The sequence below is a fragment of the Streptomyces sp. McG3 genome (genome assembly GCF_018619185.1).
In the GTDB taxonomy this organism is placed as follows: Bacteria; Actinomycetota; Actinomycetes; order Streptomycetales; family Streptomycetaceae; genus Streptomyces.
In genome coordinates this window covers 21363-34494 of sequence record NZ_JAAXYC010000058.1, presented here as the reverse complement: position 1 = coordinate 34494, position 13132 = coordinate 21363, and the positions used below count along the sequence as shown (strand labels likewise).

The 13132-nt window shown below is 73.9% G+C and carries 14 protein-coding genes; 8 read left to right on the top strand and 6 right to left on the bottom strand.

Annotation, left to right across the window (positions count from 1 at the left end):
• Nucleotides 1–11 precede the first annotated feature (11 nt).
• Nucleotides 12–1133, bottom strand: coding sequence for a hypothetical protein (locus tag HET64_RS12775; protein ID WP_215104947.1), 1122 nt, complete (start codon nt 1131–1133; stop codon nt 12–14).
• A gap of 121 nt (nt 1134–1254) precedes the next feature.
• Here HET64_RS12775 and HET64_RS12770 point away from each other — a divergent pair, with 121 nt between their 5' ends.
• Nucleotides 1255–1692, top strand: a complete 438-nt coding sequence (locus HET64_RS12770) for a DUF4442 domain-containing protein (protein WP_215104955.1) — start codon at nt 1255–1257, stop codon at nt 1690–1692.
• A gap of 84 nt (nt 1693–1776) precedes the next feature.
• Here the strand turns inward: HET64_RS12770 and HET64_RS12765 are convergent, their stop codons facing one another.
• Nucleotides 1777–2307: a gamma carbonic anhydrase family protein gene (locus tag HET64_RS12765; protein ID WP_215104945.1), complete on the bottom strand. Its 531-nt coding sequence runs from the start codon at nt 2305–2307 to the stop codon at nt 1777–1779.
• 176 nt (nt 2308–2483) lie between these two features.
• Between HET64_RS12765 and HET64_RS12760 the strand changes: the two genes are divergently transcribed.
• From HET64_RS12760 to HET64_RS12750, 3 genes are all read left to right on the top strand, one after another.
• Nucleotides 2484–3233 carry an acyltransferase gene (locus tag HET64_RS12760; protein WP_215104943.1) on the top strand — a complete coding sequence of 250 codons (750 nt, stop codon included), beginning with the start codon at nt 2484–2486 and terminating at the stop codon, nt 3231–3233.
• A 155-nt stretch (nt 3234–3388) separates the two neighbouring features.
• The gene (locus tag HET64_RS12755) at nt 3389–3961 is read left to right on the top strand and encodes a helix-turn-helix domain-containing protein (RefSeq protein ID WP_215104941.1); all 573 of its coding nucleotides are present in this window, start codon (nt 3389–3391) and stop codon (nt 3959–3961) included.
• 44 nt (nt 3962–4005) lie between these two features.
• Nucleotides 4006–4560, top strand: coding sequence for a YbaK/EbsC family protein (locus HET64_RS12750; RefSeq protein ID WP_215104939.1), 555 nt, complete (start codon nt 4006–4008; stop codon nt 4558–4560).
• A 43-nt stretch (nt 4561–4603) separates the two neighbouring features.
• Here the strand turns inward: HET64_RS12750 and HET64_RS12745 are convergent, their stop codons facing one another.
• A complete protein-coding gene (locus HET64_RS12745) occupies nt 4604–5428 on the bottom strand; it encodes an aminoglycoside N(3)-acetyltransferase (RefSeq protein WP_215104936.1) in 825 nt (274 codons plus the stop codon).
• Between the two features lie 46 nt (nt 5429–5474).
• Complete coding sequence (locus HET64_RS12740; RefSeq protein WP_215104934.1) at nt 5475–5927, bottom strand: CoA-binding protein; 453 nt, start codon at nt 5925–5927, stop codon at nt 5475–5477.
• Nucleotides 5928–6002: 75 nt separating this feature from the next.
• Between HET64_RS12740 and HET64_RS12735 the strand changes: the two genes are divergently transcribed.
• From HET64_RS12735 to HET64_RS12725, 3 genes are all read left to right on the top strand, one after another.
• The gene (locus HET64_RS12735) at nt 6003–6629 is read left to right on the top strand and encodes a YigZ family protein (RefSeq protein WP_215104932.1); all 627 of its coding nucleotides are present in this window, start codon (nt 6003–6005) and stop codon (nt 6627–6629) included.
• Nucleotides 6630–6892: 263 nt separating this feature from the next.
• Entirely contained in the window at nt 6893–8062 is a 1170-nt protein-coding gene (locus HET64_RS12730; protein ID WP_215104930.1) for an exonuclease SbcCD subunit D, read from the top strand.
• Nucleotides 8059–11103, top strand: coding sequence for an AAA family ATPase (locus HET64_RS12725; protein ID WP_215104923.1), 3045 nt, complete (start codon nt 8059–8061; stop codon nt 11101–11103). Before HET64_RS12730 ends, HET64_RS12725 begins: the two co-directional genes overlap by 4 nt.
• 58 nt (nt 11104–11161) lie before the next feature.
• On the opposite strand, the gene HET64_RS12720 is transcribed toward HET64_RS12725, so the two are convergent.
• Entirely contained in the window at nt 11162–11608 is a 447-nt protein-coding gene (locus HET64_RS12720; RefSeq protein ID WP_215104922.1) for an Lrp/AsnC family transcriptional regulator, read from the bottom strand.
• Between the two features lie 88 nt (nt 11609–11696).
• Between HET64_RS12720 and HET64_RS12715 the strand changes: the two genes are divergently transcribed.
• Nucleotides 11697–12191 (top strand): rhodanese-like domain-containing protein, encoded by a 495-nt coding sequence (locus HET64_RS12715; RefSeq protein ID WP_215104920.1) that lies wholly within the window; start codon nt 11697–11699, stop codon nt 12189–12191.
• Nucleotides 12192–12212: 21 nt separating this feature from the next.
• On the opposite strand, the gene HET64_RS12710 is transcribed toward HET64_RS12715, so the two are convergent.
• Nucleotides 12213–13094 carry an ATP-grasp domain-containing protein gene (locus tag HET64_RS12710; protein ID WP_215104953.1) on the bottom strand — a complete coding sequence of 294 codons (882 nt, stop codon included), beginning with the start codon at nt 13092–13094 and terminating at the stop codon, nt 12213–12215.
• Nucleotides 13095–13132: the final 38 nt, after the last annotated feature.

Sequence of the window (13132 nt, the reverse complement as noted above, 5' to 3'; positions counted from 1 at the left end):
GGGTGGGCGGGTCAGCCGGTGGGCTGACCGGAGAGGCGGACCGTGCTCAGGATCTTCTGGATGGTGGTGTCCGGAAGTTCGTCCTTGACGCCGGCGGCGGCGTAGAGGACCCAGGTCGAGTAGTCGCCCTTGGAGTTCTTGAAGGAGAAGGCGATCGACTTCCCGTCGCTGTCGCACTTCTCCTTGTTGGCGAGGCCCAGTGCGGTGGCCTGGACGACGCTGCCGGAGAGACCCGACTCCGTGGTGAACGCCTTGGGCTTGCCGATCTTGACCTTGCTCTTGGGATCGAGCTGGGCGTAGGCCGCCCACACCCAGTTGGCTGCCTCGTTCGTCGCTGCCTCGTCGGTGTTCTTGGCGCCCTGGGCGCCCTTCGTCCCGACGCCGGCCAGCCCGGTGTCCTCCTGGCTGCCGTCCCCGTCGGAGTCGTCGACGCACCACTTGCTCTTGTAGTAGGCGGGCGCGGAGAAGCCGGCGACGGGCGGGCCGTCGGGCTTCTTGGCGTCCTCGAATCCGGAGAACATCCCCGAACTCGCGACCTCCCAGTCACCGGGAACGTCGAACTGCGTGCCCCACTTGGGGTTGGTGACGACCTTCCAGCCCGGAACGACCGGCTTGGGGTCGCTGTCGGAGCCCCGCGGGTTCTCCGCGGGCGGCGCGGAGCCGGTGTCCGTCCCGCTGGGCTTGGCGCTCGGCGACGCGGACTTCTTGTCGTCGGCGACGGTCTTGCCGCCGTCGTCGTCCTTGCCGAGCACGAGGAAACCGGTGACGCCCGCCGCGACCACGACGGCGGTCGCCGCGACGATCGCCACGATCGTCGTCTTCTTCTTGTCGTCGCCGGGCTTCGGCCCGCCGGGCGGACCCGGGACGGCGTACTGCGGCACCGTCGGCTGCTGGTAGGGATGGGGCTGCTGGTACCCGGGCTGCCCGGCGGGCGGGCCCTGCGGGTATCCGTAGCCCGGCTCCGTGGGCTGGCCCTGCGGGTATCCGTAGCCCGGCTCCGTGGGCTGGCCCTGCGGCGGATATCCCGGTTGCTGATAGGGATTCGGCTGCTGGTACCCCGGCTGCTGGTACGGGTTCTGGTTCTGGTCCTGCGGGTTCTGCTCGCCCCCGGGCGGCTGCGTTCCTGGCCACATGGCCAGTAACCATAGATGGGGCACCCGGCCACTTCTACGGCCGCCCTGTCCCAGAGCCGTCACAAGGGGATGGCCAAACGGCGCTACTGGTGAGTAACCTTCGGGTATGAGCGCTGAACAGATGACCGTGGGCGAGATGCTCGTCGCGACGGTCCCGATGGCCCGGACCCTCAACCTCGACTTCCTGGAGACGACCCCGGAGCGCGCCGTCGTCCGGCTGCCCGACCAGGCGGACTACCACAACCACCTCGGCGGACCCCACGCCGGAGCGATGTTCACGCTCGCCGAGTCCGCCAGCGGCGCCATCGTCATCGCCGCCTTCGGCGACCAGATGTCGCGCGCCGTGCCGCTCGCCGTGAAGGCCGAGATCGGCTACAAGAAGCTCGCCAAGGGCGAGGTCACGGCGACCGCGACCCTCGGCCGCCCCATAGCCGACGTCATCGCCGAGCTGGACGCCGGACAGCGGCCGGAATTCCCCGTCGCCATCGAGATCCGGCGTGCGGACGGCGCGGTCACCGGCGAGATGACCGTCGTGTGGACCCTGCGCCCCAACAGCTGAGACCCGCCGTACGCACCCGGGCCGCCGTTCCTCCCGTTCGGGGAGGGGCGGCGGCCCGGGTGCGCTCCGGCCGGATTCCGGGCGTCAGCCCCCGTGCGCCTCGCGGTGGGCCTTCGCCAGCTCCACGTACCCGGCCGCGTTGAAGCGGATCCCCTCCAGCTCCTCGACGGTCAGGGGACGCTTCACCTTCGCGGGTACCCCCGCGACGAGCGAGCCCGGCGGCACCCGCATCCCCTGCGGCACGAGGGCCTGCGCCGCGACCAGCGAACCCGCCCCGATGTGCGCGCCGTTGAGCACCGTGGCGCCCATCCCCACCAGCACGTCGTCCTCGATCACACAGCCGTGCAGCACCGCGTTGTGGCCGACCGAGACCCGGGCGCCCACGGTGAGCGGGAACCCGGGGTCGGTGTGCACGCTGCAGTTGTCCTGGATGTTGCTGTCGGCGCCGAGCGTGATGGGACCGCAGTCGGCCCGCAGCACGGCCTGGTACCAGACGCTGGAGCCCGGGGCGAGCGTCACCTCGCCGATCACCACGGAGGTCGGGGCCACGAACGCGTCCACGTCGATGTCCGGCTCCTTGCCGCCCATGCCCGTGATCAACGCCTGCTCCGCCATCGCCTGCTCCTTCGCGCCGGTGTGGTGCTCCTGGGCCTTCCCGCCGAATCGTCGGATCCGCCGGACCCGGCCGACTCACACGGTAGGGGACGACTCCCCGAGCACAGCGTCCGGTGGGGCGAACATCACAGGTCATCGCACGGATCGCCCACCACGCCGCCGACTACCGTGAGCGCGTGCCGAAGAACCGAAACGCGTTCTCCTTCCTCGCCCGCCTCCCGCGCCGCGCCGCCTCCCGCGCGGTCCACCTCGGCTGGGCCTGGGCACAGCGGGCGGGCGCGGTCACCGCCGAGCACCCCGGGCGGCTGAGGTTTCGCGCGATCGGCACGGGGACCCGGCTCGCCTTCCCGCAGGGGACCGTGTTCGGGGAGCCGTGGATCGAGCTCGGCGCGCACTGCGTCATCGGCGAGCAGGTCACGCTGACGGCCGGGATGATGCCGGACCTGGACCTCGGCCCCGACACCGTTCTCACCCTGGGCGACGGCGTGGTGCTGGGGCGCGGCAGCCATGTGATCGCGGACACCACGGTGACGATCGGCCCCGACACCTACTGCGGCCCGTACGTCTACATCACCTCGACCAACCACAGCTACGACGACCCGCACGAGCCCGTGGGCAAGCAGTGGCCCCGGATGGAACCGGTGGCCATCGGGCCCGGCTGCTGGATCGGCACGGGCGCGGTGATCCTGCCCGGCGCCCGGCTCGGCCGGAACGTCGTGGTCGCCGCCGGCGCGGTCGTCCGGGGCGAGGTCCCCGACCACGCCGTGGTCGCGGGGGCCCCCGCCCGCGTCGTCCGCAGCTGGGACCCGGAGAAGGGCTGGCAGCCGCCCCTGCGCACACCGGCGCCCGTGCCGATCCCCGAGGGCGTCACGCCCGAACAGTTGCTGGCCCTCGCGGAGCTGGACGAGCCACGCGAAACGCCGTAGGGCGGTGGTGGCGTACAGCCCGCCGGACGCGGGAGCGCACCGTACGGCGGTGCAATATTCTTGACCCCGGCATGCGCCGTACGCGACTCAGCACGCCGCGCCCCGTACGCCGCACTCCGCCACCCGCACTCCGCCATCCACCGCAGGGACGGTACGTGTCCGACCTCGACCAGCTCACCCAGTCGCTGGCCCGCAACCTCAAGCGCTGGCGGGGGGAGCGCGGCTTCACCCTCGACGCCCTCGCGGCCCGCGCCGGGGTCAGCCGCGGGATGATCATCCAGATCGAGCAGGCGCGGACGAACCCGAGCGTCGGCACCACCGTCAAACTGGCCGACGCGCTCGGCGTCAGCATCACCACCCTCCTCGACCACGAGCAGGGCGCCCAGGTCCGGCTGGTCCCGGAGAGCCGGGCCGTCCGCATGTGGTCCACCGAGGCGGGCAGCTCCACCACGCTGCTCGTCGGCGCCGAGGCCCGCGGCCCGCTCGAACTGTGGACCTGCCGGCTGATGCCGGGGGAGGGCACCACCTCCGACCCGCACCCCGAGGGCACCGTCGAACTCCTCCACGCGACCGAGGGCGAACTGACCCTCCTCGTCGACGGCCGCACCCATCCCGTCCCCGCCGGGACCTCCGCCACCTTCGAGGCGCACGTGCCGCACGGCTACCGCAACGAGGGCGACGAACCGGCCGTGTTCACCATGGCCGTCGCCATCCCGCCCGTCCGCTGAGACGCCCGGACGGACCCGTCCCCACCGCTGTTAGCGTGAGCGCCATGCGCGCACCCATCGGCACCTTCGAGGACGCCGCTCCCGCTGCGGAACGGCTCGACCTGCTCCCCGCCCCCGTCGTCACGGCCCTGACCGCCGGCTGGGGCGAGTTCACCGCCGAGCAGATCATCCACGTCGACAGCGACCCGGCCGTCGCGGACACCGCGGTCTTCGCCGAGCACTACGGCGTGGAACTGCTGGACACCTCGGCCAACTGCGTCGTCGTGGCGGGCAAGCGCGGCCAGGACGTCACCCTCGCCGCCTGCGTGGTGCTCTCCCGCACCCGGGTCGACGTCAACGGCGCGGTCCGCAAACACCTCGGCGCCCGCAAGGCCTCGTTCGCGTCGATGGACACGGCGATCGGCGAGAGCGGCATGGAGTACGGCGGCATCACCCCGATCGGCCTGCCCGCCGCCTGGCCCCTCCTGCTGGACCCCGCCGTGGTGGACGAGGAGTGGGTCCTGATCGGCAGCGGCAGCCGACGCGGCAAGCTCATCGTCCCCGGCAAGGCGCTCGCCGCCCTTCCGGGCGCCGTCCTCGTCGAGGGCCTCGGCGTCTGACACCTCCTTCCGGGGCGTGCCCACTCCCCTCCGGGCGACCGGGTCAGCGCTCGGTCGCCCGGTGCTCCGTGAGCCAGAGCGTGGCGAAGTCGACGGCGCGGCGCAGCCGGACGAGCCGGCAGTCGGCCGCGCCCACGCGTCCCGTGCGTACGGCACCGTCCGCCGCGACCTCCTCGAACGCCGCTCCCAGGGCGGCGAAGTCCCCGTCGTCCAGGGCGACATCCTCGTACTCCCACCACCGGCGCACCCCCCGCGACGTCACCACACAGCGGTAGCTGCGGCGCGGCGGACCGGGCATCCGGTACTCGCCCAGGTGGAACGCCGTACACGTGGCGTAGCCGGTGCCGAGCAGCAGAATCCGGGCATCCGCCTCGTACAGCCGGGCGAGCGGCGAGTCCTCCCCGAGATGGCAGTCGGCCCGGTGCCCGGCGAGCAGCCGCGCCGCTTGCGGACCGAGCGCGGCGAACGAGGTCTGCGGATGCGCGCTGCGCCCGGCACCCGGAGCCGTCCGTACGGTCTCGGCCAGCGCGCCCATCGACGGCGCGGGGGTCAGCGACGGGTCGTACGGCTCCATCGAGGCCCGCACGGCGTCGACGGCCGCCGCGTCCAGGCGCCGTACCCGCGCGCGGTAGTGCGGTGAGGTGTCGGAGTTCTCCGGCGTGAAGGAGGGGACGACCAGGGTCCCCTCCGGCCCCACGGCCCGGCGCAGCGCGCCCAGCACGCCCCGCGCACCGTCCGCCACCGGTCCGAGCGAGCGCAGCGAGGCGTGCACCAGGAGCACATCGCCGTGCCGTACGCCCAGCGCGGTCAGAGCGGCCGTCGTCCTCCGGGCCCGGTCGAGCACATCTGCGTCGAGTAGGTCGTCCACGGCGGAGATTCTTCCCGTCCCGGGGCGTCCCGCACACCCGGTCCGCTCAGGCGGGCCCGCCCAGCCGCGGGATCTCGATAGCCGGGCACCGGTCCATCACCATGTCCAGCCCCGCCGCGCGGGTCCGCCCGAAGGCGTCCGGATCCACGACGCCGAGCTGGAACCACACCGCCTTCGCGCCCACCGCCACCGCCTCGTCCGCGACCCCGCCCGCCAGCTCGCTGTTGACGAACACGTCCACCACGTCGACGGGGAAGGGGATGTCCGCGAGCGAGGCGTACCCCTGCTCCCCGTGCACCGTCTCGGCCTTCGGGTGCACGGGCACCACCCGCTTGCCGAACCGCTGAAGGACCTCCGCCACACCGAAGGCCGCCCGGGAGCGGTTGCCGGACAGGCCCACCACCGCCCAGGTGTCGCCCGTGCCCTGGAGGATCCGCCTGATCGTCGCGGGGTCCGCGTACGTGTCGTCTGTGTCGTCCGCTGTGCCGTCTGCGTTCATGCCGGGACAACCGACGACCCCCGCCCGCTCATTCCCGCCGGAACCCGTCCTCCCGGCGGCGCATAGGGTGGACGGATGCAGGAGCAGTACCGGACCGTCGCCCGCGCGGGTGTGCACGAGAGCGAGATCAACCGATCCCGTTTCCTCTGCTCCCTCGCCCCCGCCGCCACCGAACAGGAAGCGCAGGACTTCGTCGCCCGCGTCCGCAAGGAGCACCCGGCCGCCTCCCACAACTGCTTCGCGTACGTGATCGGCGCCGACGCCTCCGTACAGAAGGCGAGCGACGACGGCGAACCCGGCGGGACCGCGGGTGTTCCGATGCTCCAGATGCTCATGCGGCGGGAGGTGCGGTACACCGTGGCGGTCGTCACCCGCTACTACGGCGGGGTCAAACTCGGCGCGGGCGGGCTGATCCGGGCGTACGGGGGAGTGGTCGGCGAAGCCCTCGACGCGCTCGGCACCATCACCCGGCAGCGCTTCCGGCTCGCCACGATCCGGGTCGACCACCAACGGGCCGGAAAGCTGGAGAACGACCTGCGGGCCACCGGGCGGGACGTCCGCGAGGTGCGGTACGCCGAAGCCGTCACCATCGGCATCGGGCTGCCGGACGGCGACGTCGAGGCGTTCACCGCCTGGCTGGCCGACGCGACCTCGGGGACCGCCGTGCTGGAGCTGGGCGGCGAGGCGTACGGCGACGTGTGACGACGTCGAGGTGCGAACGCGCGCGATGAGGGCAATCCCACGGACGCCAAAATCATGATCGATGCGGGTTCGGCGGCCCGGCGGCGTTAGCGTGGTCGGTGCCGAGCGGGATCACGGGCCGGCGGTGCGCGGCCCACGGGGTGGAGGACGACGATGCAGGCCGGAACCGGCACAGTGACGAAGCGGCCCGCGACGGGCGGGGTGGCGGGGCAGGCCCGAACCGGCGGAGTGACGATGCCGGCCGGATCCGCTGGAGTGTTGGCGTGAGGATCCTGCACACCTCGGACTGGCACCTGGGCCGGTCCTTCCACCGCGTCTCCCTCCTCGACGCCCAGGCCGCCTACCTCGACCGGCTCGTGGCGACCGTCCGGGAACGCGAGGTCGACGTCGTCCTCGTCGCGGGCGACGTCTACGACCGGGCCGTCCCGCCGCTCACCGCCGTCGAACTGTTCGACACCGCGCTGCACCGGCTCGCCGCCGCCGGCGTCCCCACCGTCATGATCTCCGGCAACCACGACTCGGCCCGCCGGCTCGGCGTCGGCGCCGGGCTCTTCGAGCGGGCCGGGATCCACCTGCGGACCGACCCGGAGAACTGCGCCACCCCCGTCGTGCTCACCGACGACCACGGCGACGTGGCGTTCTACGGGCTGCCCTACCTGGAACCGGCCCTGGTCAAGGACACCCTCCGGGCGGCCGGGGCCGGCCACGAGGCGGTCCTCACCGCCGCGATGGACCGGGTCCGCGCCGACCTCGCCACCCGCCCGAAGGGCACCCGCTCCGTCGTCCTCGCGCACGCCTTCGTGGCGGGCGGGGAGCCCAGCGACAGCGAACGCGACATCACCGTCGGCGGGGTCGCGGCGGTTCCGGCCGGGGTCTTCGACGGCGTCGGCTACGTGGCCCTCGGCCATCTCCACGGCTCCCAGCGGGTCACGAGCCGCGTCCGCTACTCCGGCTCCCCGCTCGCCTACTCCTTCTCCGAGGCCGACCACCGCAAGACCATGTGGCTCATCGACCTCGACGGCGACGGGGACATCGCGGCCGAGGAACGGATCGACTGCCCCGTGGAGCGGCCCCTCGCCCGGCTCCGCGGCCGGCTCGACACCCTCCTGGAGGACCCCGCCCTGGACCGCCACGAGCACGCCTGGGTCGAGGCCACCCTCACCGACCCGGTGCGCCCCGCCGAACCCATGGCCCGCCTCGCCCGGCGCTTCCCGCACACGCTCAGCCTCGTCTTCGACCCCGAGCGGCCGCCGGACGACCCGGGGGCGTCCTACGCCCAGCGCCTCCAGGGCCGCGACGACCACCAGATCGCCGAGGACTTCGTCGCTCACGTCCGCGGCGGCAGCGGCCCGAACGACCTCGAACGCACCGTGCTGCGGGCCGCGTTCGACGACGTACGGGTGGACGAGACCGTGCGCGAGGTGTCCCGGTGAGACTGCACCGCCTGAGCATCACCGCCTTCGGCCCGTTCGGCGCCACCCAGGAAGTCGACTTCGACGCCCTCTCCTCCGCAGGCCTCTTCCTGCTCCACGGCCCCACCGGCGCCGGGAAGACCTCCGTCCTGGACGCCGTCTGCTTCGCCCTGTACGGGACCGTCCCCGGCGCCCGGCAGAGCCCCGGCGCCTCCCTGCGCAGCGACCACGCCCCGGCGGACCTGCCCACCGAGGTCCAGCTGGAACTGACCGTCGGCGGCCGGCGCCTCGAAGTCACCCGCAGCCCCGCCCAGCCTCGCCCGAAGAAGCGCGGCGACGGCTTCACCATGGAGAAGGCCCAGAGCCGGCTGCGCGGACATGACCCCGAGCGCGGCTGGCAGGCGCTCAGCAAGTCCCACCAGGAGATCGGCGAGGAGCTGACCCAGCTCATCGGCATGAGCCGGGACCAGTTCTGCCAGGTGGTGCTGTTGCCGCAGGGAGATTTCGCCCGCTTCCTGCGCGCGGACGCCGAAGCCCGCGGCAAGCTCCTCGGCCGGCTCTTCGACACCCGCCGTTTCGCCGCCGTCGAGGAACGCCTCGCCGAACTGCGCCGGGGCGCCGAGGCCAGGGTCACCGCCGCCGACGAGTGGATCCTCGCCCTCGCCCAGCGCATCGCCCAGGCGGCCGGACCCGTAGGGGCCGAGGCCACGCCGATCGCCGCCCGGCCCGGCGAACCCGGTCTCGCCGAATCCGTTCTGGAGTGGGCCGCCATCGCCCGGTCCACGGCCCGCGAACGGCTCGGCATCGCCCACTGCGTCCTGACCGGGGCCGAGGGCCGACAGCGCGCGGCCCGCCACGCCCTGGACACCGAGCGCGAACTCGCCCGCCTCCAGCAGCGGTACGAGGAGACCGTGCGGCGCGCCGCGGCCCTGGAAGAGCGCCGGCCCGAACACGACCGCTGCCAGGAACAGCTGGAACGCGCCCGCAAGGCGGACCGGGTCGCCCCCGCACTGGAGCTGCGCGAGGAGGCGGAGCTCGCCCACCGCCGGGCGGGCGACGCCCTCGACCGGGCCAGGGCACAGCTGCCGCCCGACCTCGCCGACGCGGGCCCCGACCGGCTCACCGAGCTGGAGCGCCGGTTCCGGCAGGAGCTGGGCGGCCTGGAGTCGGCCCGCCGGGCCGAGGCGCGCAGCGCGGCGATCGACGAGGAACGGGACCGGCTGGAGCGCGAGTCCCGGGCCGGCGACGCGACCGTCCGCGACGCGGACGCCTGGCTGGCGGGCTGGGACGCCGTCCACGCCGGACTCAGGGAACGCATCGCGACGGCGCAGGAGGCCGCGACCCGCGCCGAACAGCTCGCCGGACTCCTCGCCCCGGCCCGCCGCAGGCTGGAGGCCGCCCGCCGCCGCGACGCGCTGGCCGACGAGGTCCTGGCCGCCCGGCAGACGCTGGCCGAGGCCCGCGAACGCGCCCTCGACGCCCATGAGGCCTGGCTCGGGCTGCGGGAGCGCCGGCTGCGGGACATCGCGGCGGAGCTGGCCGCCGGACTCGTCGACGGCGCGCCCTGCACCGTCTGCGGCTCCGCCGAGCACCCGGCCCCCGCCACCGAGGGCGACGGCCACGTCGACCGGGCCACCGAGGAGAGGGCCCTCACCGCCCACCGGCACGCCGAGGACACCCGCGCCCGCGCCGAGCAGGCCCTCGGGCTCGTTCACGAACGCCACGCCGCCGCACACGCGGAGGCCCGCGACGCGGATGGATCGGCGGCCGCCGCGGGCGACGACGAAGCGCAGGGGGACCCCGGCCCGTCCGTCGACGAACTCCGCGACACCGTAGACCGGTTGGCTGCCGAGCATGCCGAGGAACACCGCCTCGCCGCCGGGACGCACGCCGCCCGCGAGGCACTCGACGCCGCGGAGCGCGAGCACCTCGGGCGCCTCGAACTCCGGCAGGAGGCCGAGCGCCGGGCCGCCGCCCGTACGTCCCGGCGGGAGGCGCTCGACCGCGAGCAGGCCGTGCTGAGAGACGAACTCGCCATGGTCCGGGGCGAGTCCGGGTCCGTCGCCGCGTACGCGGAACGCCTCACCCGCCGGGTGGCGCTGCTCGCGGAGGCCGCCGACGCGGTCCGCGCCGAACAGGAGACGGGCCGGCGGCGCAAGGAGGCCGACGGCCGGCTCTCCGACGCGGCGTTCCGGGCCGGCTTCGACACCCCGGAGGCCGCCGCGGAGACCCTCCTCGACGCCGCCGCCCAACGCGACCTCCAGCACCGCGTCGACGCCTGGCAGGCCGAGGCCGCCGCGGTCGCCGACCGCCGCGCCGAACGCGACGCCCGCGAGGCCGCCGAGCAGCCCCCAGCTCAACCAATCTCCGCACAGGGCGAGTTCGAGACGGCGGAGTGGCTGTCGCGCGAGGCGTCCTCCGCACTCGCCGCCGCCGACCAGCGCTGCGGGGAGCTGGCCCGACTCTCCGGTGAGGCCGCCGACGAGGTGCGGCGGCTGGGCCCGGTCCGCCAGGAGTACGAGCGGATCGCCCGGCTCGCGGGCTTGGCGGCGGGCACCTCCGCCGACAACGAGCGCAAGATGCGCCTGGAGGCGTACGTGCTGGCCGCCCGCCTCGAACAGGTGGCATCCGCCGCCACCGCACGGCTTCGGCGGATGTCGTCCGGCCGCTACACCCTGGTCCACTCCGACGCCCGCACCGGCGGGCGCAGAGCAGGGCTCGGGCTGCATGTGGTCGACGCCTGGACCGGCAGCGAACGGGACACCGCGACGCTCTCCGGCGGGGAGACGTTCTTCGCCTCGCTTGCCCTCGCGCTGGGCCTCGCCGACGTCGTGACCGAGGAGGCCGGCGGTGTACGCCTGGACACCCTCTTCATCGACGAGGGGTTCGGCAGCCTCGACGACCAGACCCTGGACGAGGTGCTCGACGTGCTGGACTCCCTGCGGGAGCGGGACCGCAGCGTCGGCATCGTCAGCCATGTGGCCGATCTGCGCCGCCGGATCCCGGTCCGGCTGGAAGTGGTGAAGGAGCGTCAGGGCTCCTCCGTCCGCCACCGCCTGTGACCGGCACGCCCGCCAGGCACTGCCTGTGACCGGACGTTCCCGCGGACGCCCCGCCGGGTCAGCGGCCGATCGCCCGGCGGGGGAGCGGCGAGGAGTACACGACGCTGGTGGTGACGGAGCCCAGCGCGCCGATCCGCCCGGTGGTCTCCTCCAGATGCCTCATCGAACGGGCCGTGACCTTGAGGACGAAACAGTCCTCGCCCGTGACGTGGTGGGCCTCGATGATCTCCGGCGTGGTCTCCAGAAGGTCGTGGAAGGGCTTGTAGTTCCCGTTCGGGTAGCGCAGGCGCACCAGGGCGAGAAGGGGCAGCCCGAGCCGCTCGGCGTCGACCACCGCCGCGTACCCGCTGATCACCCCCAGCTCCTCCAGCCGGCGCACCCGCTCCGTCACGGCGCTCGGGGACATGGCGACGGCACGTGCGAGCTCGGCGAAAGTGGCCCGGCCGTCACGCTGGAGGACGTCGAGGATGCGCCAGTCGATGGCGTCGGGGGAATAGTCGGTCACTCGGCCGAGACAACAGGGAAATCCCCGGCGAATCAAGAGGAGTGCCGGGGGATCTCACTTCCCGGTCCGGTTCGGCGGTCATAGATTCATGGTCATGACCTCGCACATCACGGCCACGGCCGACCACCCCGTCCTGCGCGTCGCGCCCGCTTCTCCCGCCGCTGCGGCGGCCTACTTCGGCGCTTCGCTCGCCTTCCACGCCGACGTCTCCGACGTCGCCGCCACGCCGGCCGCCGACGGCGATCCCGGGTTCGTCGTCCTGGACAGCCGCTCCACCGCGTCCTGGGACCAGGGGCACGTGCCAGGCGCGGTGCACCTGCCCACCGCGCTGATCCCCGAGCGGGCGGCGGCACTGCTGGACCCGGCCGTCCCCGTCATCACGTACTGCTGGGGGCCGGGCTGTAACGGGGCTACCCGCGCGGCCCTGGCCCTCGCCCAACTGGGTTACCAGGTGAAGGAGATGCTCGGCGGATTCGAGTACTGGGTGCGCGAGGGATTCGCCTTCGAGACCCGGGAGGGCGTCGAGCGGCGCGGCGCCGACCCGCTCACCGCGCCGGCCGACGCCGCCGACTGCGGCTGCTGACCATCGGGACCCGGGCGGACGTCAGCGCGGGGCGACGGCCGCCAGCGCGGCGAACAGGACCCCGGCCTCCGCCCCGGCGGGAACTCCGCTGACCTGGCCGTCGCCGACCTCCACCACCCGCCAGACCCCGTCCTCGCGCAACGCCAGGTCGGTGGTGACCCAGCGCAGCCCGAGGCGGCCCACGGCCTCCCGCGGGAAGGCCGGTTCGGGAACGGACACCGCGCCCGGGGTGTCGGGGTGGGCGGTGACGAGCACCGCCTCCCCGTCCACCCACCACACCCGCGCCTCGCCGCCCGCGACGAACGGTTCGAAGGACCGCAGCACCAGGCCACCCGAGAGGAAGGTGCCCTGAAGCTCGACGAACCTGCCGACCACGGAGGCCAGTTGCTCCGCGTCCGCCAGCTCCGGTACGTAACACGCCTCGTGCCACTCGTGCTTGCGGGACTTGACGAAGTCCTTCACGATGCCGGGCCCCGGCCCCAGGGGCGCCGCGAGCCCGGCCAGCTCGTCGGCGGTGGGCGGCGGCGCCCCCGGAGCCGTGGCGCACCAGACGCTGCGCGGCGTGAGCCCCGCGAACTCCTCGTACCAGCCGGGGAGTTCATGTGCCCGCCGATAGCCGGTGGCGCCGGTGAGCAGGGTGCAGCCCCGGGCGCCGAGCGCGGCCTCCAGCTCCGCGTACCGGGCGGAGGGGATCATCCAGCCCCGGTACCAGTACGGTCCGGAGTCCCGCGTGACCCGGGCCACCGCCCCGGCCGCGTCCCCCGCGAGCAGCGCGTCATGATCGAGCAGCGCGATCCGCCCGCCGGTCGCACGCGCCGCCGCGAGCTCGCCGGCGAACTGCGGATCGGGCCGCGAGAGCCGCAACGGGTCGGCGCAGAAAAGGAATCCGTTCCGCTCGCTCATGCCGTTCATGACGCGCTGCCCCTCTTTCCTCTCTTTTC

What these genes read in the sequence shown, in the direction of transcription:
- HET64_RS12775 (WP_215104947.1), bottom strand. Translation starts at nt 1,133, where the DNA reads ATGTGGCCAGGAACGCAGCCGCCCGGGGGCGAGCAGAACCCGCAGGAC.
- HET64_RS12770 (WP_215104955.1), top strand. Translation starts at nt 1,255, where the DNA reads ATGACCGTGGGCGAGATGCTCGTCGCGACGGTCCCGATGGCCCGGACC.
- HET64_RS12765 (WP_215104945.1), bottom strand. Translation starts at nt 2,307, where the DNA reads ATGGCGGAGCAGGCGTTGATCACGGGCATGGGCGGCAAGGAGCCGGAC.
- HET64_RS12750 (WP_215104939.1), top strand. Translation starts at nt 4,006, where the DNA reads ATGCGCGCACCCATCGGCACCTTCGAGGACGCCGCTCCCGCTGCGGAA.
- HET64_RS12740 (WP_215104934.1), bottom strand. Translation starts at nt 5,927, where the DNA reads ATGAACGCAGACGGCACAGCGGACGACACAGACGACACGTACGCGGAC.
- HET64_RS12735 (WP_215104932.1), top strand. Translation starts at nt 6,003, where the DNA reads ATGCAGGAGCAGTACCGGACCGTCGCCCGCGCGGGTGTGCACGAGAGC.
- HET64_RS12715 (WP_215104920.1), top strand. Translation starts at nt 11,697, where the DNA reads ATGGTCATGACCTCGCACATCACGGCCACGGCCGACCACCCCGTCCTG.
- HET64_RS12710 (WP_215104953.1), bottom strand. Translation starts at nt 13,094, where the DNA reads ATGAGCGAGCGGAACGGATTCCTTTTCTGCGCCGACCCGTTGCGGCTC.